Source organism: Martelella alba (genome assembly GCF_005217455.1).
Taxonomy (GTDB): Bacteria; Pseudomonadota; Gammaproteobacteria; order Enterobacterales; family Enterobacteriaceae; genus Acerihabitans.
Window position 1 is genome coordinate 1 of sequence record NZ_SZPQ01000020.1, and the last position, 21,349, is coordinate 21,349.

Here is a 21,349-nt window from a genome sequence, read left to right on the forward strand (position 1 = left end):
CTGAGAGAGAGACGAGAGTGGCGTGCGGGATGCGTGCCGAAGAAGGGAAAGGGAAAATCAGCGTTGTTCCGGATAAACACCTGTGGTTGCCCGAGAGGGTAACGGCGGGTAACAGAATTTGCCTGGCGGCCGTAGCGCGGTGGTCCCACCTGACCCCATGCCGAACTCAGAAGTGAAACGCCGTAGCGCCGATGGTAGTGTGGGGTCTCCCCATGTGAGAGTAGGGAACTGCCAGGCATCCAAACAGAAAAGCCCTCTGCGTAAGCAGGGGGCTTTTTTTTTACGTCATATAAAGGCCGGCGGCGGCCTGTGCCGCCAGGGGGATTGAGCGCGCCTGGCGCCTGGCTGCGCCTAACGGATGATCAGGGAACATTGAAAAACGCGGGGATCCTGAGACGGTCCGCGTTGCCACCCAGTTTTTCGATGAGCGGCCGCACGGATGAAACGATGTGGCCAAGCATCCAGATGGACGCTCCCTTGGCATCGCCGCGTTGTACGATATCCAGCAAAGGCAGATGCTCGTTCGCCACGTCATCCAGGGTGCTGAAGGCCGAATTATCAAAAAGCATCGCCAACGTCAATCTTGCCCGCAGAATATTGAAAATATGGATCATGACCTTGTTTTGCGTCGCGTCAAAAATGGCGGCGTGAAAGGACAACTCCGCCTCTGTCACGGCGAGACGGTTTTCGTGAGTCGCGGCCTCGGCCATATCGGCAATGGCCTGACGTAAAGGCGCGACATCCATGCCATTAAGCGTCGCTATCTCAATGGCCGAGGCTTCAAGAGGCAGGCGAACATTATAAATGTCCACAATATCGTCACCGGTCAAATCGCACACCGTGGCGCCTATCCTCGGTTGTTCCTGAACCAACCCGTCTTCAATTAAACGGCGCATGGCTTCCCGCACCGGTGCCCGGCTGATACCGAAATCACGCGCCAATTGCGCCTCGACCAATCTTTCCCCCATGCCTATTTTGCCGGACAAAATCATGGCGCGTATGCGTTCATGCGCCAGGTCCGCCAAACGGGCAGCCGAAAGGGGCGGGGGTGAAATATCCGTATTGGTCATGATAACTCCACATAATTTATCGTGAATAAGCCTGTTGAGTCCGAGTTTAACTAGTTTAAAGGCGATAACCAAGAGATAGTTGAATATTGTTTACTGTAATCTGTCATCTGTCGACAGATGACAGGGTGTGTGCTACGGTAAAGCCTATGATCAAAACAGGGTATGTTTATGGACAGGCTTCTTAAGACCGGATTGAATACCGGTATCCAGGATGCTCCACGGATAATCGACGGCGAGGGCGTTTACTTTGTCATGTCCGACGGGCGAAAGTTAATTGATGGAAGTTGCACCGGCGGCCCGTTGGGGCACCGCCATCCGGACATCATTACCGCGATGCAAGACGCGATTACCCGTGCTCCCGTGGTAAGCGAAGGCTGGTTTTGGGCCGAACGGGAAGCGGCGGCGGAAGAGCTCATCAAAACCGCTTTCGCTCGGGAAACGGATTGGATAGGCGCGGTGCGCTTTTTTTTGTCGGGTTCGGAGGCCAATGACGCCGCGTTGTCGCTGGCGCAGGCGCTCACGGGGCGCACGCGCATCGCGACGCGTGAGCGGGCTTATCACGGTCTTGCGGGGCTTTCGCGAGCGGCGACGACACAACCGCAATGGCATGGGGGGATTTCCTGGTATGGGGGCGGAGTAAGCCCAGTCCCCGTCCTGACAAAGACGACGGAGTTGCCCGCGCCCTATTCGACGCGAAACAGCGGACGTATCCATTATCTGCGTTCGCGGGAATCGCTGGAAGAGGCGGAAGCCCAACTGTCCGACTGTGCGGCGATGATTATCGATTATTCGCAAGGCGGTATTTACCACGATCCCGCCTATCAGGATCGGGCCGCCCAGGCCGCCCGCAAGGCGGGCGCCTTATGGATTGCCGATGAAGTGGTAACGGGGCTTGGCCGTAGTGGACACTGGTTCGCCTTCGATCACGGCACGACCCGTCCTGACATGGTGACGCTCGGGAAATCGTTGGCCGGCGGCGCCGCGCCCTGTGGCGCGGTCGTGCTATCAAAGGCCATAGTGGAGCGCATCAGTAAAGGGAGCTGGCAAAATTATTCGACGTTTCGCGGTCATCCTCTCATGATCGCCGCGACTCGTACTTATTTGCGCGTGGTTGAACGGGACGGGCTTTTGGACCGGGTTCGTGATATGGAAAAAATCATCCAAACCCGTCTCGCCGCAATTGCGCGCAAGCATGACATCGTCGCGCGGATCGACGGACGCGGCATACATTGGACCGTCGAACTTAAGGGTGGCGACTGGCGCGACTGGCGGGCCGATACGTCGGAAACGCCGCCGGCCAGCCTCGTTTCCGACCGTGCAATCGAGGCGGGCGCGCTGATTGGCACTTCCGGCGAACACGATTCGCTGTTTTTGGCGCCGGCGCTCACCATGTCGGATACCGAGCTTGAGCGGCTACTGGATGCGCTCGACTATGGGCTTGAAGCCCTTCGTTAAGGGAGGAGAACAGATGTATCGCATTTCCGTTGATACCGGCGGGACCTTTACGGATGTGGTCGTCAGCGACAGCGCGGGGCGATCCGTCATAGGCAAAGCATTAACCACGCATGATCGGGTCTGGTCCGGCATGCGGGATGCGCTCGGCGTCGCGGCCCAGGCATTGCGGACCGACCTCGGAAACCTCTTGGCCGGCAGCCGTCTCTTGACATACGGAACAACACGTTCAACCAATGCAATAGTCACCGGCAATACCGCAAAAACGGCCTTGCTTTTAACCGAAGGTTTTCCCGATATCCTGGTGTTACGGGAAGGCGGGCGGGCTAACGCCCATGATTTTTCCCGCGACTACCCGCAACCCTATATTCCTCGCAACCGGACATTCGAAGTACCGGAACGGATCCTGGCGGACGGGACGATAGCCCATCCCCTGGACGAAGACGCGGTACGGGATGTGTTGCGCAAACTTGGTGAAGCGGAGTATGAGGCTATCGCGGTTTGCCTGCTTTGGTCGGTGTCAAATCCGGTTCATGAGCGGCGAATCGGTGAACTGGTAGAGGAAATCCTGCCGGGCATGTCTTACACCTTGTCTTCCACCCTCCTGCCTATTATCCGGGAATACCGGCGGGCCTCGGCGTGCCTCCCTCAAGCCGCTAATGCAGGCGCATCTACGGGACCTGGAGCGTGACCTGCGGGCCGAAGGTTTCCAGGGAGAGTTGATGATGTCCACCATTATGGGCGGCCTGATGGGGATCGGGGCATTGAATGAGCGTCCCATCTACACTGTGGGATCCGGTCCTGCGATGGCGCCTATCGCGGCGGCGGCGTTCTCCCTGGCGGAACAACTGGGCGGTAACGTGATTGTTTGCGATACCGGCGGAACCACATTCGATGTCGGCCTGGTCCGCGATGGTCAATTAACCTATTCCCGCGATACCTGGATCGGCGAACAATGGCGCGGTCATTTGCTGGGGATATCATCGGTAGATATTCGCTCCATCGGCGCGGGCGGCGGGTCTATTGCCTGGATTGACGATGGCGGGTTGTTGCGCGTCGGTCCGCAAAGCGCCGGCTCGGAGCCCGGTCCCGCCTGTTACGGCAGGGGAGGATGCCTGCCTACGGTATCGGATGCGGCCTGTGTGCTGGGATACTTCAACGCCGACGCCTTCCTGGGAGGTCGGATGCGGCTGGATGTCGCGGCGGCGCGGAAGTCCATTGCAACCCTTGCCGAACAATTGGGTCGGGGCATCGAACAGACCGCTTACGATATCGTCGCTATCGCCAGTGAGCTGATGATTAAAGCGATTCATGAAATCACCACCACCGAAGGGCTTAATCCCCGGGAGAGCGCCATCGTGGCGGGAGGCGGGGCGGCGGGTCTGAATATCATGCCCATCGCGCAAGAACTTGGCTGTGAAAGGGTCTTGTTGCCGTGCGCCGCGTCGGCGTTGTCGGCATCGGGCATGCAGTTCGCCGATGTGGTCCGTGAGGAAACCGCCAGTCATTACACATTATCGACAGCGTTCGATGCGGCCGGCATAACGGCCGTGCTTGATGATCACGTATTGCGCCATCAGGCGTTTATGACGGAACCGGCCATGGCCGGCCACGCCGCATCACATATCGGTCATGTGGTTGAAGCGCGTTACGCGGGCCAGGTCTGGCTTATCGATGTCGCCGTGCCCGAGGGGGATCTCGCCACGGCGGCGGGACAGTCCGCGTTGTTTGACGCGTTTCATCATGCCCATGAACGCATCTTCGCCATTAGCGATCCACACAGCGCCATTGAGTTCCTGACATGGAAAACGCGGCTGACCGTCGAGGTACCGAGTCCGCCTCATGCGCGGCGCGCGGCGGCACAGGGGCAGACCCGGCCCCATACCCACCGGCGCTGTTTCTTCGCTGAAGGCGTAGAGGCCGCAACGCCTGTTTATCTGGCATCGGACCTGGCGGCGGGGCACACCATTCCCGGACCCGCCGTGATAGAAGAGCCCACCACCACGCTGGTCGTCTATCCCGGTATGCGGGTTACCCTGAGCGGGTACGGTAATTACCTACTGGATACGAGGACCGAGGCATGACCCATACCACCGTGCGCGCCGACGATCGGGGCGCTGAAAGAGATCCGGTGTTGACCGCCATCATTGCCAACCGTATCGACGGTATCGTGCGCGAAATGACCAATACGTTGTTGCGCGCGGCGCGTTCGGCGGTGATTAACAGCGCGCGGGACTTTAGCTGCGGTATCTGCACCGCGGATAATCAGTTGCTGGCGTGCGCGGACGGACTGCCGATCCATAGCTTCGGCGCCAACCTGCAAACGCGCACCCTGTGCGAAATGCATCCGGCGTTACGTGAAGGCGACGCTTTTTTGCATAACGATCCTTACACGGGCAACACACATCCGGCGGATCACACTTTTATGGTGCCGGTATTCATTGATGGCGAACATCTGTTCACCGCCGTTGCCAAGGCGCATCAGGCGGATATCGGCAATTCCCGGCCGACGACCTATCACGTTTCCGCCCGGGATATCTACGAAGAAGGCGCTTTGATTTTCCCGGCGGTGCAGATTCAGCGCGACTACCAAATGATTGACGATATTGTGCGGATGTGCCGCTCGCGTATCCGAGTGCCCGGGCAATGGTATGGGGATTTCCTGGCGGGACTGGGCGCGGCGCGCATCGCCGAACGGCGCTTAAAGGCGCTCTGCGTGAAATATGGCAAAAACGTCATTCGCCGCTTCATAGGCGATTGGCTTGATTATTCGGAACAGCGTATGGCGCAGGCGATACGTCGGCTGCCCAAGGCAACCCTGCGACGCGAGAGCCGTCATGACCCCATCGCCGATGTGATCCCCGAGGGGATCCCTGTGCGGGCCACGTTGAGCGTCGACCCGGCGCAACCGCTTATTACCGTCGATTTGCGCGATAACGTGCCGAATGTGGCCTGCGGTTTGAATCTCAGCGAAGCCTGTTCCATCTCGGCCGCGTTGACCGGTATCTTCAACTCGCTTCCGGCGGATATTCCCAAAAACGCCGGGACGTTCCGCTGCGTCAAATTGCTGCTTGACGAAGGGAAAGTGATAGGTCGTCCCCGGCACCCTTTCAGTTGTTCTGTGGCGACGACCAATATCTCGGATCGTCTGGTGAACCTGCTGGGCTCGGCCATGGCGGAGCTGGGGGAAGGCCTGGGCGTCGCGGAGGGCGGTATTGGCATGGGGGTCGGCATGGCGGTGATCTCGGGGACGGATCCGCGCAACGGCGAGGGATACGTCAATCAGTTGATCATTGCCAATAACGGCGGCCCGGCCAGCGCCCACGCCGACGGATGGGTGACATATGAATTGCCCGACGGCGGCGGTTTGACCTACCGGGACTCGGTGGAAATCAACGAAATGAAGCACCCCATCAAGTTTGAACGTCTGCGACTGATGCCGGGATCAGGCGGCGCGGGAAAATTTCGCGGTTCCCCGGGCGGTAATGTGGCCTATTCGGTGTTGCGGGGCGAGATGCGGGTGATCTACCCCTGCGACGGACAGATCTCCCCCGGTCGAGGGGTGCGTGGCGGCGCCGACGGCTCCTGCGCCTCCGGTTGGTTAATTACGGTGGACGGCCGGCGCGAGAAACTGCCGAATTCCGTGGATATCGTTATTCGTCCCGGCGAAATAATCGAAGGGTTCGATTGTTCGGGCGGTGGCTACGGTAACCCGCTGACGCGCGATCCCGCGCGGGTTTTGCATGATGTGGCCCAACGCTGGGAAACGATAGAACGGGCTCGCGACATTTACGGCGTTATTCTCACCGGCGACGCCGCGGATGAAACGTTGGCCGTTGATGTCGAGCGGACCCTCGCGCGGCGCGCCGAATTACACACGTCTTTGACATCGCTTCAGGTCTGATTTATCCGGACCCGTCGGCATCGTTGGCGGGTGTCACCATAAAACCAACGTAGAGGTAGGGCTTATTATGGCATTCGAAGAGGTAAATAAACACGGCGTGTCCCGCCGGACTTTGCTCAAAGGCGTGGGGGTCGGCACTGCCGCCGCAATGTTAGGCATGCTGCCGCGCGGCGCGATGGCGCAAGACAAAAAAATCGTGTGGGGCACCAACGCGGATTATGCCAAACCCGAGTTGCTGGCGCCGTTTACCCAAAAAACCGCTACGACGGTGGGCACCCAGTTCTTTGCCGACCCCTCGGAACTTATCGCTAAAATCAAGTCCGGCGGAGCGGGGATAGATGTTCTGACAGACGGCTCCTACCATTCGCAGATAACCTATGACGCCGGTATTCTTCGTCCGGTCGATCTCGCGAAACTGAAAAACTGGCAAGCGCTGTTGCCACAGTTCCAGTCGGCGGGCGGGCTGGCTTTCAATGGTAAGCAATATGGTATTCCCTACGCCTGGGGTACCGATTCCGTGGTCTATAATCGTCAGGCGCTCGGTGTTGAAATCGACGATATCGGCGCGCTTTTCAATAAGAAATATGCCGGGCAAATCGCCATGCCGAACGGCTTGTTCGAGAGTCTCGTGGCCACGGCATTGTATTTGGGCATCAAGAAGCCCTTCGCTATGGACCAAAAAGAACTGGATGAAGTCACCAAGGCGCTGATAGCGCAAAAGCCTTTGGTGCGGACTTATTGGAATGATATCGGCGATTTGAAAAACCTGATGGCAACGGGGGAAGTGACGCTATGCTGGGGATGGAAAATGCTGCTGGATTTACGAAAAGACGGTATCGATGTGCAGTGGTCGCATCCCAAACAAGGAGAGTTGGCCTGGTATGACGCCGCATTCGTTACTACCGAGGCCAGCGGCGCGGCCCTGGAGGACACTTATGCCTTCCTGGACTATCTGATCGGCGATACTTATGGGCGGCTGATGGGCGAGCAGATAGGCTATGCAACGACTTCAACGGCGGCCATCAAGGCAATGACGTCCGCGACGCGCTCTGCGCTGGGACTCGACAAGGTGGATGACTTTCTCGCGAAAGCCGTTTGGTGGACATCGCCGACAAGACCAGCCGCTTATCAGGCCGCCTGGGACAAGGTACTCAATGCCTGAACAACGCACATCGGGAAGATATTGCCATGCGTGACCTGCGTTACTCGGCTTTGACCGGCGGTCCTTGGACCGTCGTCTTGCTGGCGTTTTTCATACTGCCCATAGTGGGGTTGATTTACTTTTCGCTGACGGGACACAACGCGCCTTTCCCCTCATTGACCAATTACCGGTTGATTTTCTCGGCGGGCTCAACCCGTCCTGAGGTCTTGGTCCGCACCATCGCCACGGCATGCGAGGTGGTCGGCATGTCGGCCATGCTGGCGATCCCCACGGCCTACTTTCTTGCCATCGTGGTGCGTTCGGCGCGGTTTCAGGCAGTGTATCTGACGTTGGTCTCGGCGACATTCCTGGTGGGCAGCCTGGTCCGAACGGTGTCATGGCGAGGAATCCTCGGGCGAAACGGCCTATTGAACGAAGTGATGATGTCCCTGCATCTCATTGATACGCCAGTGATGTCGTTGCTATATGGCCCGTTGGCGGTCAAGCTGTCCATGACCTATAACGCCTTTCCCTTTATGCTTTTCACCTTGTTTCTGGCCATGAAAGCCATTGATCCCGGCATTATTCTGGCTGCCCGGGATCTCGGCGCCAACGCGGCGACAACGTTCTGGCGCATCATTATTCCCCTTTCCGCGCCAGGCCTTTGGAGCGGCGGCATCTTGGTTTTTGTGCCGACGCTTTCCACGGTTCTTGAGCCGGAAATACTCGGCGGGACCACGGGACGTCTGATGGCCACCGATATCCGCGACCAGTTTTTCCATGCATTGAACTGGCCGATGGGCAGCGCCCTGACCGTTATCCTGATCCTGGTAGGCGCACTGTCCGTCGCGGTAATTTCGCTGGTGATGGCTTTTGGCGCGTGGCTTTGCGGTACGCTGGGCATATCGCTTGGCCACGATGGGAGGCCTGGCCGATGAAGGTATCGCAATACTGGCTCGCCATGATAGCCGGGGCGGTCATGCTGTTTCTTTTGGCGCCCATCGTGACCATGATGGCCTTTAGCTTCAACATTTCCCGTTATTATGCCTTTCCCATGCGCGGCCTGACCCTGAAATGGTATGAGCAGTTACTGTCCGATACCAGTATCGGCCAGTCGCTATTAAGCAGCCTGTTTATCGCAATGATGGCGATGGCGGCCGCCGGGACGTTTGGAACACTGTTCGCCTTCTTTATCGTGCGGGCCAGGATTGTCGGGAAACGGGCTTTGGCCAGCCTGGGTTTTCTCCCGTTGGTGGTCCCCGTTCTGGTATTGGCGGCGGGGTTGCAATCAAGCTTTGTCGCGCTCCGGCTGCCCCTTGGCTATATCGCCGTTATGCTGGGCCACACGGTGTATACGACGCCTTTTGTCACTTTGATGGTAACCGCGCAACTGATCCGCTATGACACGGGGCTGGACGCGGCGGCGCGCGATCTTGGCGCCACGGCGGCACAATCCTTCCGCCTGGTGACATTGCCCATTTTGTGGCCGGCGATGCGTGCCGGGGCGCTGCTGGCGTTTCTGATGTCTTTCAACGAATGGGCGATCGCGTTTTTCAACGGCCGAGGTTTTAACACCCTGCCCATGCTGTTTTATTCGTTGCAGCGTAACGGCCTGCCTCCCACGGTGCTGGCGTATTCGACCCTATCCATTGTACTGGTGTTGGTTGTGGCGGTCCTACTGACGCCGATGGCAATCCGGCTTTTGAAAGGTGATAAATGAGAATTTCAGGCCCCATGATAGGCGGTGAGTTGGAGATACTCGCCGTCACGCACCGCTTCGGACATCACAAGGTTATTGATAATGTCACCCTACGCGTTCAGCCGGGAGAGATTCTGGCAATTCTCGGCCCTTCCGGGTCCGGCAAGACGACGCTGCTTAACATGGTGGGCGGTAGGCTGGCGCCCGAACAGGGCGATATCACCCTTGGCGGCAGATCGATTCTGGGACTGCCGCCGGATCGCATCGATACGGCAACGGTATTCCAGGATTACGCGCTGTTTCCGCACTTGAACGTGCGTGATAACGTGGGATTTGGTTTACGTATCCGCGGATTACCCAAAGCGCAAGTGGCGCAAGAGGTTGAGCGCCTGCTCGCTCTGGTTGGGCTTGAAGATTACGGCGGCCGGCGCATACAGCAATTGTCGGGCGGCCAGCGCCAACGCATCGCCACCGCCCGGGCGCTGGCGGTAAAACCCAATGTGTTGTTGCTCGACGAACCGATGGGCGCACTGGATCGCCAGATACGCGGGCGTTTGCAGCGCGAGCTGGCCGAACTGCTGCGCCGATTGCACATGACGACCCTTATCGTTACCCATGATCAGGACGAAGCTTTCGCCATGGCGGATCGGATTGCCATTATGCGCGACGGCCGGCTTGAGCAGTGCGATACGCCCGATACACTTTATCGCTGCCCTGAAACGGCATTTGTGGCGACATTTCTCGGTCAGGGAACGTTGCTTACCGGACAGGTCGCGCCACAAAGCGGCGTGATGGGCGCCACATCGGCGGCGCTTGCGGATAGTGTCAGCGACGGCGGGGGGGAGCAGACCTATCTGGTACGTCCCCAGCATGTGGAAGTGGCCTCGCCGGGCAAACTTGCCGACGCCACCTGGCGCGGCGCATGCGTCAGGTCGGCGCGCTCGTTCGGCGCGCAGACTACCCTTGATATTGAATTATCGGGAGGCGCGCGGCTGGAAGCCGCGCATTACGGCATTTCCCCTTTTTCCGCCGGCGACCATGTTGATTGCCGGGTCGCGCCAGAGCATTTCTGGCGCATTCCCCAACCCTGAGATTTGACGTTGATTCGCGACGGTGAACCGTTAATCCGAGCGGACGAGGCTACAATATCCGGCTTATCAAACGGTCGATACGGATGCGGCGCAGACGGCGGATTAATTTACGGACTTTGATCGGGTAATCACCGATCCGCTCCAGTTCGGTGAAATGCTTGATGACCCGGGTATGGGTGCGGATTTTTTGTAGCTCACATTCCCGCTGTTCTTGAAGGGCATGCTCGGGATCGTGGATGAGCAGCGCGTTTTCCAGATCCAGCCGCCAGGCGCGCGGATTAAGATTATTGCCGGTCAGCAGTTGCCATTCGTTGTCCACCCAGATGCCCTTCAAATGGTAACTGTTATCGCCGTCCTGCCATAAACGCACCACCAATTGGCCCCTGTCCACGTAGCGCTGCAATCGCGCCAGAAACCGCCGCAGATTGATTTCGTACAAATACGGTAATGCGCCGATGATCTTAAACGGTTGATCCTGCGGGATATAAAAATCATTGGCGGTCTTATCGCCGACAATGATTTCCACTTGGCGGTTTTGCCGCAACAGGGAAATCACATTGCGCACCAGCAGCGCGGGCAGATTAAAATACGGCGTGCACATCACGATTTTCTGATTGGTGCAGGCCATCAAGTGGTGAATGATTCTGTTGAGCGGGCTGCGTTTGCCCAGTCCCACCAGCGGCGTAACGGTCAATTGCCGATCGGCGACGGCAGCGCCGCAGGCATAGCCCGCCTCGCGCAGAGACTGGCGGAACATTCTGGTTTCATTACGTATTTCAATGCTTTTTGGCCGGCTCGGCGTATCGAGGCGGTTGACGGCCGTGGCGGTCAGCAGCCGGTTCTTGATGTAATCCAGCATGCAATCGGCCAAGGTCGGGTTGCGAATGATCTGGTAGCGATCATAGCGATACTTGTCCCCGTGGTGCAGATAAACATCGTTGAGGCTGGCGCCGCTATAAATAACCGTATCGTCGATAATGAAGCCTTTCAGGTGCAACACGCCCAGCGCTTCGCGGGTATTTACCGGTACGCCGTACACCGGGACGGAAATATCCGGTCGTTCCTGCGCCATGCGGCAATACCAGTCAGCATTGGTGAGGGACGCGGCGGCGCCGATCCGCCCGCGCTGCGCCCGGTGCCAATCCACCAGCACCGCGATATCCAGTTCGGGGCGGCGTTCGCGCGCCCGGTACAACGCGGAAAGAATCGCCTCGCCGCCGGCATCCTGCTCGAGGTAGAGCGCCACCAGGTAAATACGTTGCCGGGCATTTTCGATTGCGTCTAATAAAGCGGTGCAAAATGCAGTGGGGCTGGTTAATGTTTTTACATCTTCAACCGTCTGGGGAATTTTGGGCAGTTGTGCAAGGTGTTGTTGGTGTTTGGCACGTCTATAGTTGGACAACATCACAGTGCGCTTCTTCTCTTGTCATTGTATGGTGGAACGACCATATGCGGAACATAAATAGGCGTAATCGGCCATGATAACACTACTTTAGGCCGTTGTGACGCTATTTCGCCTCGGGCTGCGCAAAACCAGACGCCACTTTCGCTGGGGCGTCTTTCAACTCCAGCGACAGGGCCGCGATGCCGTCTTCCAACTGTAACTTAACGGTAAACCCCAGTTTTTTCGCCAGGGTTATCATTCCCTGGTTACTCGGCATGGTGATGGCGGTCAATCGCTGCAAGCCGTGCCCGCGGGCGTAGCCTATCATTTTTTCCAGCAGCAGCCGTCCTAACCCCAGTTTTTTCAAATCAGACCGGACAAGTACCGCGAATTCGCCGTCGGTATTATCCGGGTCGGCGATAACACGGGTCACGCCGAGAATTTCCGAAACCCGTTTTTTCTGCTTCACGGCCACGAAAGCCATTTCACGATCGTAGTCGATTTGCGTCATATAAGCCAAATCTTCATGGGTAAATTCGGCAATTTCGCTGAAATAGCGATAATAGAGATCCTCCGGCGTCACCCGGCCGATGAATTGCTTTAACAGCGGTTCATCCTCCGGCAGTATGGGCCTGAACAGGCAGGATTCGCCGTTTCGCAGAATCACCGTGGTCTCCAGCCGCTGAGGATAGGGCCGGATCGCCAGCCGGGCCTCCGGATCGCCCCGACACTCCGCCAGGGTCAGACTGATATCCAACAAAGTCATGTCGCTGCCGCAGGCCAGCAACGGATGGATATCCAGTTGCTCAATTTCAGGGCAATCCAATAACAACGTGGAGATTTTCACCAGTAACTGGCTTAAGGCCGCCACGTCCAGGGGATAGAGCGGTCGATGATCGCGAATGGCGCCTTTTTTCAGACCCTGTAGCACCATATTGTGCGCCAGCGCCATATTGAGCGGCGGCAGGGCCACCGCCGTCTGATCGGCTTGCCGCCAGTCGCTTTCGCTTTCCCCCATCAAAATCACGGGGCCGAACACCGGATCCTGTTCAACCCGGATTCGCAATTCCTGCGTGCCGGCCCGATTGGCCATGCTTTGTACCAGCATGCCTTCAATACGGGCCCGCGGATAGGTGTGCGCCACCCGTTCGACCATGGCGTCGGCCGCCTGCGCCACCTCGCGGGCGTTGCGTAGCGAGAGCATGACGCCCTGCACATCGGATTTATGGGCGATATCCGGCGAGCGCAGTTTCAATGCGACCGGGTAACCGATTTCATCGGCGATTTTCACCGCCTCGGCACTGTTGCCGGCAATCCAGGTAGGCAGCGTGGCAAGGCCATAGGCCTCGACGATGGGACGAATTTCGTGGGTGGCCAGATGATACAGGCCCTGTTCCAGCGCCCGGCGGATCAGTTGATGCGCCAGCGCGGTATCCGCCGCCAATCCGGTGGGTTGCGCCGGCGTTTCCAGCAATTGTTTCTGGTTGCGGCGGTACTCCGCCATATGCATAAAAGCGATAACCGAACCTTCCGCCGTGCGGTAGGTGGGTAACCCCGCTTCGGTGAACTGCCGCCGGGCTTCCTGCGAGGAAAATTCCCCGCTCCAGTTGGTCAGCACCGTGACTTGTCGGCCACGGGGATGTTGCCGGAATAACTCGATGACCTGTCGGGCGGCGTCGTTGCTGGGCGAGGCGGCGCTCGGCGCGTGGATTATCAGGATCGCATCGTAATCCCGACTATCGAGCAATATCGACAAGGCTGATCGGTAGCGCGCCGGATCGGCGTCGTCGCCCAGATTCAGTGGATTGGCGGCGTTGATCTCCGCGGGCAGCACGCCCTGCAACGCCAGGCGGCTTGCCGAACCCAGCGTGGCCAACCTGCCGTGCCTGCTGAGCAACTCGTCCAACGCCAACGCCGCCGGCCCCACGCCGTTGCTCACGATCATCAGGCGCTCGCCGCGCAGCGGCCGCATATGGCTCAGGGTTTCCACCGCCGAGAACAGTTCGTGGGTATCCCGGACGCGCAACAGGCCGGCGCGCTGAATGGCGGCATCATAGGCCGCATCCCGGCCCTGGGGATAATTAAGCAGATGCTGCGCCTGCGGCGTCCGGCCGCTCTTGATGACCAGAATAGGCTTGTTGCGCGCCGCGCCGCGGGCGGCGGACAGAAAGCGACGCGCATCATTGAGATGTTCCAGATGCAGCAGGATGGCGCTGGTTCTGCTGTCGCGGGCCAGAAAATCCAGTACATCGTCCACATCGATATCCAGGCTGTCGCCCAGGGCGACGAAATAAGAGAAGCCCATCGCGCGCTGCTGCGCCCAATCGAGTATGGTGTTGGCCACGGCGGCCGATTGAGAAATAAAGGCCAGCCGGCCTGAGCGTATCGGTACCGGCACCGGGGAAAAACTGGCATTGAGTCCCTGGGCCGGCGATAGCACGCCAAGACTGTTAGGGCCCAGCAGGCGCATGCCGTGCCGATGGGCGCAGGCTTTCAGTTCGGCAAACTGGGTCGGCGGAGAAGACAGGATAACCACGGTCTTGCAGCCGCGGCGCCCGAGTTGCTCAAGCAGCTCGGGATTACGGCGGGCATGCGTGCAGATCACCGCCAGATCGGGCGCCAGGGGCAGGCTTTGGACTTCGGGATAGCTGAGTACGCCGCACACCGCCGCATACTTCGGCGTGACCGGCAGTACCGGACCGCGAAAACCGCCGGCCAGCAGGTTGCGCATCATCAGGTAGCCGGCCCGGCCCGGCGTATCGGACGCCCCCAGCACGGCGATGGATTTCGGCCGAAGCAGCGCCTCCAGTCCTTTTTGACTCATGCATCCCCCTTCTTAAAACCCATCATCCCAGTCTAGGCATTTTAAGCAAGTGGCGTTGTGATGGGGCGAAGAGTTTATCACCTGTTGTGGTTGGATTTACCCGCCAAATAACGGGCGCGGAAAAGCGCGAAATGGCGGGAAAGGGCATCCGCCGCCGTCTGGTCGCCGGCTTGGCGCAACAAAGCGGCCGCCACCTCCGCGGTACAGTGCCGCCCATGCTCGGGCGATTCGCGTAATTGATAGCGCGAACGCGTGGTCAAATCCAGTGATAACACGGGAAACGGCGAAAGATAAGGGCTTTTGCGAAACATTTTTCCCGCCTCCGGCCAGGTGCCGTCCAGCAAGATAAACAGCGGCGGCCTACCGTTGGGATCGATATGGTTTACCACCGTCCGGTCCACGTCGGCCTGGCGGGCCGGGAATACCACGTAAGGCTGGCGCCCGCCGTCATTAACGGCCGCCAGCATTGCCGCCGCCGGCGCGGCGCGCGACCAGAGAAACGCCTGGGTGTCCGGCAGGATATCGGCGATGAGGCGGCCGGTATTGCTGGGCTTGAGGGGCTCGGTATCAAACATCAGCAGGCAGAACCGGCTGCGGGCCGTTTCGGGCTTGATGTGATCACACAGGCAAAGGGACTCGGGCAGCAGACAGGCGTCACAGCGTGACACCCGGCAGCCGCGGGCGCGAAAAGGACGTGTGGCTTGCGCCAGGCGATATCGACGCAAAGCCGAAACGGCATTATAGGACATAAGCGTGCAAAAACGGCAAGTTTACCGGACCTGCGCGGGGAAAGCACTTTATTTCCGGCGGCGCGACGCCCGGCGGAGTTGCGCCGCCGGGCGCGGCCGCCTGCGGTCCATGTGGCGCCGGGCGCGCGATGTCAGGAGGCGCTGGGTATCGACAGGCTTTCATCGAGCCATTCTTCGAATGGCCCCTTGGGCAGGGCGCCGTGCAGTGCATCGATCTGCCGGCCGTTACGGAAGACCATGATGGTCGGAATACTGCGAATACCGAACCGGATCGCCAACTGCGGTTCCGCCTCGGTATTGACCTTGAGAAAACGGACCTTTCCGCGACGCTCCGCCGCCACTGTTTCGAAAATCGGCGCGAATCCGACGCAGGGGCCGCACCATGGCGCCCAGAAATCAACCACTACCGGCAAATCGTCCTGTAACAATGTATCCAGCGTCTGGCCGGTGGCATGGGTTATCCGGCCATCCAGTAGTGCCGTGCCGCAACGCCCGCATTTGGCGCCGTCGCCGACGCGATCTTCAGGTAGCCGATTGGTGGCCAGACAGGAAGGACATACCGTGTTCATAATTTAACCTCGCCGAGCGGGGAACCGCCGCGCTTTGTCCAGTAAATGTTTTGGGCCGTGTCCGACAGTCATGTATGACGTCGAAGTCTGTCAATAAAAGGTGGAAACCGCTTGAATACTCGTCATACTTCCAGATACTTCTTTGTTGGCCGCGTTCGCTCGCCTCAGTCATAAAACCGGCGATGCTCCTCAATGTGTTCAGGATAAAGTATGGTGAAAGGCCGGGTCGGTGACAAAATGATTTACCCGATGGTTTTGATAGCTGTCGGCTTAGACCCCGGCTATGTCAAGTCGCATCGCGACCGGCAGAGAGGCAACGTGGAGTCTGGCGGGTAAGGCCCATTCCGGTAGCCAATAGGGGCAATATCAGGTAATCTTCGCGCCCATGATTGGGTGGAGAAACACATGAACGATTCGCTGAAAGGTAAAAACAATAAAGTCCGCGTCATGTATGTGCGTAAAGACGATCAGGAATCGCCCGAACGACCGACGCGCACGTCGTCCCGCAATACCGGCGCCGGTGCCGAGCGCGCCGGCGAAAGACGGAACCGTCACGAGCGCGGCGACCGCCCCGCGCGGCGGGAGGGACCGTCTGCGTCGCCGGATTCCCCTTGGAAAACGCGCTACCAGGATTCCGATCAGACCGATGTACCGGATCACGGCGGCATCAGCGGTAAAAGCCTGATCGATCCGGAGCAACTGCGCCGCCAGCGCGCGGAAGAGACGCGAATTTATGGCGAAAATGCCTGTCAGGCGCTCTTTCGCCATCGTCCCGACGCTATCGTCAGAGCCTGGTTCCTGCAAGCCGTCACGCCGCGTTTTCGCGATGCGCTGCGCTGGATGGCCGCCAATCGCAAGGCTTACCATGTGGTGGACGGCGACGAACTGGTCAAGGCTTCCGGCACCGAACATCATGGCGGCGTTTGCTTTCTGGTGAAAAAACGCGCCGGCCTGGACGTCGAGCATTATTTACGGCAAGCCGATGACCAAGACTGCGTGCTGGTACTGGCGGAAGTGAAAAAACCCTACAATCTCGGCGCCATTTTGCGCAGTTGCGCTTATTTCGGCGTTAAGGGCGTGATGGCGGATGACGGCGCCGCGCTGGAGTCCGGCGCCGCCGTGCGGACCGCCGAAGGCGGAGCGGAATCGGTCAGCGCCATACACAGCGATGATCTCGCCGCCGACCTGGATCGTTTTCGCCGTGCGGGATATGCGGTTATCGGTCATTCCGCCCAGCGGGGAACGCCGCTGGCGTCGTTGCGTATGCCGGCCAAAACGGTGCTGATCATAGGTGAAGAAGGCGGCTGGCCGCCGGAGGATCTGTTAAACACGGCGGACACCGCGGCAAGCATCGGCGGCGCCGGCCAGGGCGGCGGTCTGAATATTTCAGTGGCGACCGGGATTCTGCTGGCGGAGTGGCGCCGGCAAAATCCCTGACTCCCTGGGGCCGGCGGGTTCAACCCGCCGGTATCAGGCGACGGTCTCTTCCGCCAGCAGTTCGTCCAGCTTTTGAAGAAGCTTGCGGGTAAGGATTTCCAACTGCTGTTTTTCGTCGCGGGTCAGCGTGGACCACAGCGATATCAGGCTGTTGTGCTGTGGCGGCAATAAGCCATTGAGAAAAGCCTCCCCGGCGTCGGTCAGGTGCAGGTACAGACAACGGCGATCGTTTTCGCTTTCCTTGCGTTCAATCCAGCCGCGTTTTTCCAGCTCGTCGGCAATGCGTGTGGCATTGGTGCGGGACGAACCCAGCGCCGAGCTCAGCTCGGAGGGCTGGATACAATGTTTGTCCTGGGATTCAAGGGTAATCAATGCCATAAACAGGGTTTCATTGATGCCCTGGGCTTTTAGCATCCGGTTGCGGTTTTCCAGTAATTTGCTCTGCATATGCATGCACAACCGGGTCAGCAGAATTTCCTGAAACGGGAAATCAGGCCGTTGCTGGGCGCGTAGGGCCAGCATGTGTTCTATGGGCGCGAAAGAATTTTCCATAATAATCAAAACCTCATTAGTTACTATGTATATAATAACTAATGTAATGACTTATGTATAGATTGTATGCTTAAAATAACGCCACGTAACCGAATTCGGTTCAGAACAGCAGAAGTTTATACATCACGCCGAATCCCAACGCGCCGATCAAGGTGGAAAGCACAATACTGCGCGTCTTGTGAAAAACCGCAATCAGCACGGCGAACCCCACCAGGGTGGGGATTAGCCTATGGGTATCGCGGGTGATTTCCGGCACGGCGGAGACCACCAGCAGCGCGCAGATGGAGGCGATGCCGATACCGTCCAGCACGCGCCCGACCCAGCGGCCGGCATGGTTTTCTTTGTTACTGAACCCTTGACCCAACCGTAACGGCATATAGCGGAACAGATAATTGACCGCGCCGACGATCAGGCCGGCGGCGATGACCTTATGATGCATTTCCCGCTCCCGCCGGACTGGGCGCCGGACCGAATAAGGCCGCCAGACAACCGGCGCCGATACCCGCCAGGATGGCCGCCGGAATGGAGACCAGCAACATGCCCGCCAGGGAACCGAGCAACGCCGCCGCCAGCACCAGACTCTGACGCCGCCCAACCGCCGCCAGCAAGAAACTGAGGAACAGCGCCGGCAGCATAAACGTCAAGGCGGCTTCCACCGCCGGATAGGCGTTGAGCCGGCCATTACCGGACAATGCGCCCAGAACGGTGCCGGCCACCCATGACCCCCAGGCGCAGGCCGCGACACTGATCATCCAGTTTTCCGACCAGCGGCGGTTGTCCCTGATGAGTTTGGCGATGGCCGCCGTGAACACCTCGTCGGTCAGGCCAAATGCCCAGATTGCGGTTTTGCGTCCCGACAACCGGCCGGCGATACGGTGACGCAGCGCCGGCCCGTACAACAGGTGCCGGACATCCATGGCCATCACGGTAAATACCGATACCCACAACGACATGCCGGCGCTAAGCAGGGCGGTGATGACGAACTGGCTGGCGCCGGCGTAGATCACACACGACAGAAAAATGCTTTCCAGCGGCGTAAACCCCAGTTTCACGGCATTCATTCCAAAAGCAAAAGCCGCCGGTAGGTAGCCGATCACAATGGGCAAACTGTCGAGCAAACCTTCAGAAAAAGTGGCCGGACGGGCCGGCGGAGCGTACTGCGTGTTTTCCATGGGGACTCCCTGGCGGACCGCCGGCCGAACCGTTAAAACGCGCGGCGGTCGTCATCCTGGTTTGTGCCCATTATGCCGTTTTTACCCACAAGGATAAACCCGGTCCATGCCTTTGCCGGCGTGCGCCGTTGCGGCGCGGGCATCCGGTATGCCCCGATGGAAGGGACGGCGGTTTATTCCTGCCGGCGTGACCGGTGAGGCGCTATTTGGTCGCGGCGGCGGCAGTTTTCACCCAACCGTCGAACAGTTGCTGATGGGCAGCGATCCAGCCATCGGTTTGCCGTTCGATATCGGCCGCCGAAGCATGGCCTTCGTGCATCCGCAGGTTCTGGGCATTGATATCGGCAATGGGCAGTTTCATGATGGCGAAAAGTTTGGCCGCGGCGGGGTTGGCCTGGGCCCACTGCTTATTGGCGACGATCCGCATGCTGTTGACCGGGAAACCGTAATCGGCGCCGTTGGGCAGTTTGGTGCTGATCTTGCTTTGCGCGCCCGGCAGGGATGAAAAGGGCACCTGCAGCCAGACCACATCCCGGCCAGGCACCAGAACATCGCTGACCCAATAGGGCGTCCAGGTGTAATACAGAATCGGTTTGCCTTCTTTATAGCGGGTGATGGTATCCGCGATGATGGCCGCATAATTGCCCTGGTTATGTTCTACGGTTTTTTCCAGGCCATATGCTTTCAATTGATGATTAATGACCGCCTCGCAGCCCCAGCCCGGCGTACAACCGGCCAGATCGGCTCGGCCATCGCCATTGGCGTCGAACAGCGCGGCCAGCTTCGGATCTTTTAATTGGTCGATGGTTTTGATGTGGTATTTATCGGCGGTTTTTTTATCGATCAGGTAGCCTTGGGCGGCGCCTTCGACATAATGGCCGCGGCGGTAGAATTTCTCGTCGCCGCCGGCCGCCTTGTACTGGTCGGCATGCAGCGGATCCCAGTTGACCGCCATGAATGTGGCGTCGCCGGAGGCGATAGACGTGTAGGCGACATTATAATCCACTTCCCGTATGGGATTAACCTGATAGCCCAGCTTTTCCAAGGCTTTGTCCACCAGCAGCGTCTGGAAGGTTTCTTCCGCCAATGTGCTTTGCACCGGCTGCACCACGATGCCTTTGCCCGGCAGGTCGGCGGCGGACGCGGCGGCGGGGAGCAGCAGCAGGGCGGCGATGGTGGAGGCGCCAAAGAGGGTAGAACGCATAGTTTCTCCTTGTTGTGAAGATGACACCGGCTGGTAACGGCCGCGGCAAGAGCAGCGGCGAACCGGCCCCGTTTGAAGCGGTGATTCCGTTAGGGCGGCCGGCGGCCCGCACCGCAGCGGCGCGGGCATGATTTTGTCAAGGTTGACGGGCTAATTTCCGGTTCGCGCGGCGAAGAGCCGGATAACCATGCCCAGAGGACCGCCGGTGAACCGGCGATAAGAAGAGCGCCGGCGGTTGCCGTGCCCCAGTGATTGCGTCAGGCGGTCAAGGATAATCGCCAGAATCACGATACCCGCGCCGCCGATGGCGGCCAGGCCCATGTCCAATCGACCGATGCCGCGCAACACCATTTGGCCGAGACCGCCCACGGCTATCATGGAGGCGATGACCACCATGGATAACGCCAGCATCAGGGTTTGATTGATGCCGGCCATGATGGTGGGCATGGCCTGGGGGAGTTGCACTTTGAACAGCAATTGCCGCGGACTGGCCCCAAAGGAGCCGGCCGCTTCGATCAGATCGGCGGGAACTTGCCGGATGCCCAGCATGGTCAGTCGTACCACCGGCGGCAGCGCGAAAATGATGGTCACCACCACCCCCGGCACATTGCCTATGCCAAACAGCATGACGATCGGCACAAGATAGACAAAGGCCGGCGTGGTTTGCATGGCGTCCAGTAACGGGCGAATCACTTTGGCCGCCCGATCATTGCGCGCCAGCCAGATACCCAGCGGTAACCCCAGCGCCATGCAAAACAGCAACGCGGTCAGGACCAGCGCCAGGGTGATCATCGCCTGGGACCAGGCGCCGATGGCGCCAATCAGCACAAGCGACACCAGTGTGGCGATACCCATGGCCGGGGTGGCGATTTGCCAGGCCAATAGCGAGAAAATGATAATCGCCACCGTCGCCGGCATAGCCAGCAGCATATGCTGGAAGCCGCCGAGCACCAGATCCACCGGCAGCCGGATGCCCTGGAAAAAGGGCCTGAAATGCATGACCAGCCAGTCGATGGCCTGGGTCACCCAACTGTCCAGCGGAATCCATTGGTGATGGAACGGATGCAGCAAACTGAAATGTTCCACCGGCGCGGGGGCGGC

19 protein-coding genes and 1 rRNA gene are annotated in these 21,349 nt (G+C 59.1%); 10 read left to right on the forward strand and 10 right to left on the reverse strand.

Annotated features, from left to right (window positions below; translation table 11 throughout):
• The first annotated feature begins 121 nt into the window (after window positions 1–121).
• Window positions 122–237, forward strand: a 5S ribosomal RNA gene (gene rrf, locus FCN80_RS14270).
• A 125-nt stretch (window positions 238–362) separates the two neighbouring features.
• Here rrf and FCN80_RS14275 read toward each other — a convergent pair.
• A complete protein-coding gene (locus FCN80_RS14275; protein WP_136990830.1) occupies window positions 363–1,070 on the reverse strand; it encodes a GntR family transcriptional regulator in 708 nt (235 codons plus the stop codon).
• 168 nt (window positions 1,071–1,238) lie between these two features.
• Here FCN80_RS14275 and FCN80_RS14280 point away from each other — a divergent pair, with 168 nt between their 5' ends.
• From FCN80_RS14280 to FCN80_RS14310, 8 genes are all read left to right on the forward strand, one after another.
• Window positions 1,239–2,525, forward strand: coding sequence for an aminotransferase class III-fold pyridoxal phosphate-dependent enzyme (locus FCN80_RS14280; protein ID WP_136990831.1), 1,287 nt, complete (start codon window positions 1,239–1,241; stop codon window positions 2,523–2,525).
• A 13-nt stretch (window positions 2,526–2,538) separates the two neighbouring features.
• The gene (locus FCN80_RS26835) at window positions 2,539–3,213 is read left to right on the forward strand and encodes a hydantoinase/oxoprolinase N-terminal domain-containing protein (protein WP_230492677.1); all 675 of its coding nucleotides are present in this window, start codon (window positions 2,539–2,541) and stop codon (window positions 3,211–3,213) included.
• Window positions 3,182–4,606 carry a hydantoinase/oxoprolinase family protein gene (locus FCN80_RS14285; RefSeq protein WP_230492678.1) on the forward strand — a complete coding sequence of 475 codons (1,425 nt, stop codon included), beginning with the start codon at window positions 3,182–3,184 and terminating at the stop codon, window positions 4,604–4,606. The genes FCN80_RS26835 and FCN80_RS14285 overlap by 32 nt, the downstream gene beginning before the upstream one ends.
• Window positions 4,603–6,426 (forward strand): hydantoinase B/oxoprolinase family protein, encoded by a 1,824-nt coding sequence (locus FCN80_RS14290; protein WP_136990832.1) that lies wholly within the window; start codon window positions 4,603–4,605, stop codon window positions 6,424–6,426. Before FCN80_RS14285 ends, FCN80_RS14290 begins: the two co-directional genes overlap by 4 nt.
• A gap of 67 nt (window positions 6,427–6,493) precedes the next feature.
• Complete coding sequence (locus FCN80_RS14295; protein WP_136990948.1) at window positions 6,494–7,588, forward strand: ABC transporter substrate-binding protein; 1,095 nt, start codon at window positions 6,494–6,496, stop codon at window positions 7,586–7,588.
• A gap of 26 nt (window positions 7,589–7,614) precedes the next feature.
• The gene (locus FCN80_RS14300; protein WP_136990833.1) at window positions 7,615–8,505 is read left to right on the forward strand and encodes an ABC transporter permease; all 891 of its coding nucleotides are present in this window, start codon (window positions 7,615–7,617) and stop codon (window positions 8,503–8,505) included.
• Window positions 8,502–9,287 carry an ABC transporter permease gene (locus FCN80_RS14305; RefSeq protein WP_136990834.1) on the forward strand — a complete coding sequence of 262 codons (786 nt, stop codon included), beginning with the start codon at window positions 8,502–8,504 and terminating at the stop codon, window positions 9,285–9,287. Before FCN80_RS14300 ends, FCN80_RS14305 begins: the two co-directional genes overlap by 4 nt.
• Complete coding sequence (locus FCN80_RS14310; protein WP_136990835.1) at window positions 9,284–10,357, forward strand: ABC transporter ATP-binding protein; 1,074 nt, start codon at window positions 9,284–9,286, stop codon at window positions 10,355–10,357. The genes FCN80_RS14305 and FCN80_RS14310 overlap by 4 nt, the downstream gene beginning before the upstream one ends.
• A 49-nt stretch (window positions 10,358–10,406) precedes the next feature.
• Here FCN80_RS14310 and pssA read toward each other — a convergent pair whose 3' ends face one another.
• The 4 genes from pssA to trxC form a co-directional block, all read right to left on the reverse strand.
• Complete coding sequence (pssA, locus tag FCN80_RS14315) at window positions 10,407–11,762, reverse strand: CDP-diacylglycerol--serine O-phosphatidyltransferase (protein WP_136990836.1); 1,356 nt, start codon at window positions 11,760–11,762, stop codon at window positions 10,407–10,409.
• 103 nt (window positions 11,763–11,865) lie between these two features.
• Entirely contained in the window at window positions 11,866–14,565 is a 2,700-nt protein-coding gene (locus FCN80_RS14320) for a bifunctional acetate--CoA ligase family protein/GNAT family N-acetyltransferase (protein WP_136990837.1), read from the reverse strand.
• Between the two features lie 77 nt (window positions 14,566–14,642).
• Window positions 14,643–15,314 (reverse strand): tRNA-uridine aminocarboxypropyltransferase, encoded by a 672-nt coding sequence (locus FCN80_RS14325; RefSeq protein ID WP_136990838.1) that lies wholly within the window; start codon window positions 15,312–15,314, stop codon window positions 14,643–14,645.
• A gap of 131 nt (window positions 15,315–15,445) precedes the next feature.
• Entirely contained in the window at window positions 15,446–15,883 is a 438-nt protein-coding gene (gene trxC / locus FCN80_RS14330; protein WP_136990839.1) for a thioredoxin TrxC, read from the reverse strand.
• 405 nt (window positions 15,884–16,288) lie between these two features.
• On the opposite strand from trxC, the gene FCN80_RS14335 reads away from it, so the two are divergent.
• Window positions 16,289–17,320 (forward strand): tRNA/rRNA methyltransferase, encoded by a 1,032-nt coding sequence (locus FCN80_RS14335; protein ID WP_136990840.1) that lies wholly within the window; start codon window positions 16,289–16,291, stop codon window positions 17,318–17,320.
• A gap of 33 nt (window positions 17,321–17,353) precedes the next feature.
• On the opposite strand, the gene mprA is transcribed toward FCN80_RS14335, so the two are convergent.
• The 5 genes from mprA to proW form a co-directional block, all read right to left on the reverse strand.
• On the reverse strand, window positions 17,354–17,872 hold the full coding sequence (mprA, locus tag FCN80_RS14340; RefSeq protein ID WP_136990841.1) for a transcriptional repressor MprA: 519 nt from the start codon (window positions 17,870–17,872) through the stop codon (window positions 17,354–17,356).
• A gap of 100 nt (window positions 17,873–17,972) precedes the next feature.
• On the reverse strand, window positions 17,973–18,311 hold the full coding sequence (ygaH, locus tag FCN80_RS14345) for an L-valine transporter subunit YgaH (RefSeq protein ID WP_136990842.1): 339 nt from the start codon (window positions 18,309–18,311) through the stop codon (window positions 17,973–17,975).
• Window positions 18,301–19,044 (reverse strand): AzlC family ABC transporter permease, encoded by a 744-nt coding sequence (locus FCN80_RS14350; RefSeq protein WP_136990843.1) that lies wholly within the window; start codon window positions 19,042–19,044, stop codon window positions 18,301–18,303. Before FCN80_RS14350 ends, ygaH begins: the two co-directional genes overlap by 11 nt.
• A 202-nt stretch (window positions 19,045–19,246) precedes the next feature.
• Entirely contained in the window at window positions 19,247–20,248 is a 1,002-nt protein-coding gene (gene proX / locus FCN80_RS14355; protein ID WP_136990844.1) for a glycine betaine/L-proline ABC transporter substrate-binding protein ProX, read from the reverse strand.
• A 150-nt stretch (window positions 20,249–20,398) separates the two neighbouring features.
• Window positions 20,399–21,334: a glycine betaine/L-proline ABC transporter permease ProW gene (gene proW / locus FCN80_RS14360; RefSeq protein ID WP_306767882.1), complete on the reverse strand. Its 936-nt coding sequence runs from the start codon at window positions 21,332–21,334 to the stop codon at window positions 20,399–20,401.
• Window positions 21,335–21,349: the final 15 nt, after the last annotated feature.

What these genes read in the sequence shown, in the direction of transcription:
- FCN80_RS14305 (WP_136990834.1), top strand. Translation starts at nt 8,502, where the DNA reads ATGAAGGTATCGCAATACTGGCTCGCCATGATAGCCGGGGCGGTCATG.
- pssA (WP_136990836.1), bottom strand. Translation starts at nt 11,762, where the DNA reads ATGTTGTCCAACTATAGACGTGCCAAACACCAACAACACCTTGCACAA.
- FCN80_RS14320 (WP_136990837.1), bottom strand. Translation starts at nt 14,565, where the DNA reads ATGAGTCAAAAAGGACTGGAGGCGCTGCTTCGGCCGAAATCCATCGCC.
- FCN80_RS14295 (WP_136990948.1), top strand. Translation starts at nt 6,494, where the DNA reads ATGGCATTCGAAGAGGTAAATAAACACGGCGTGTCCCGCCGGACTTTG.
- FCN80_RS14300 (WP_136990833.1), top strand. Translation starts at nt 7,615, where the DNA reads ATGCGTGACCTGCGTTACTCGGCTTTGACCGGCGGTCCTTGGACCGTC.
- ygaH (WP_136990842.1), bottom strand. Translation starts at nt 18,311, where the DNA reads ATGCATCATAAGGTCATCGCCGCCGGCCTGATCGTCGGCGCGGTCAAT.
- proX (WP_136990844.1), bottom strand. Translation starts at nt 20,248, where the DNA reads ATGCGTTCTACCCTCTTTGGCGCCTCCACCATCGCCGCCCTGCTGCTG.
- FCN80_RS14285 (WP_230492678.1), top strand. Translation starts at nt 3,182, where the DNA reads ATGCAGGCGCATCTACGGGACCTGGAGCGTGACCTGCGGGCCGAAGGT.
- FCN80_RS14310 (WP_136990835.1), top strand. Translation starts at nt 9,284, where the DNA reads ATGAGAATTTCAGGCCCCATGATAGGCGGTGAGTTGGAGATACTCGCC.
- FCN80_RS14335 (WP_136990840.1), top strand. Translation starts at nt 16,289, where the DNA reads ATGAACGATTCGCTGAAAGGTAAAAACAATAAAGTCCGCGTCATGTAT.
- FCN80_RS14325 (WP_136990838.1), bottom strand. Translation starts at nt 15,314, where the DNA reads ATGTCCTATAATGCCGTTTCGGCTTTGCGTCGATATCGCCTGGCGCAA.
- trxC (WP_136990839.1), bottom strand. Translation starts at nt 15,883, where the DNA reads ATGAACACGGTATGTCCTTCCTGTCTGGCCACCAATCGGCTACCTGAA.
- FCN80_RS14280 (WP_136990831.1), top strand. Translation starts at nt 1,239, where the DNA reads ATGGACAGGCTTCTTAAGACCGGATTGAATACCGGTATCCAGGATGCT.
- FCN80_RS26835 (WP_230492677.1), top strand. Translation starts at nt 2,539, where the DNA reads ATGTATCGCATTTCCGTTGATACCGGCGGGACCTTTACGGATGTGGTC.
- FCN80_RS14290 (WP_136990832.1), top strand. Translation starts at nt 4,603, where the DNA reads ATGACCCATACCACCGTGCGCGCCGACGATCGGGGCGCTGAAAGAGAT.
- FCN80_RS14275 (WP_136990830.1), bottom strand. Translation starts at nt 1,070, where the DNA reads ATGACCAATACGGATATTTCACCCCCGCCCCTTTCGGCTGCCCGTTTG.
- mprA (WP_136990841.1), bottom strand. Translation starts at nt 17,872, where the DNA reads ATGGAAAATTCTTTCGCGCCCATAGAACACATGCTGGCCCTACGCGCC.
- FCN80_RS14350 (WP_136990843.1), bottom strand. Translation starts at nt 19,044, where the DNA reads ATGGAAAACACGCAGTACGCTCCGCCGGCCCGTCCGGCCACTTTTTCT.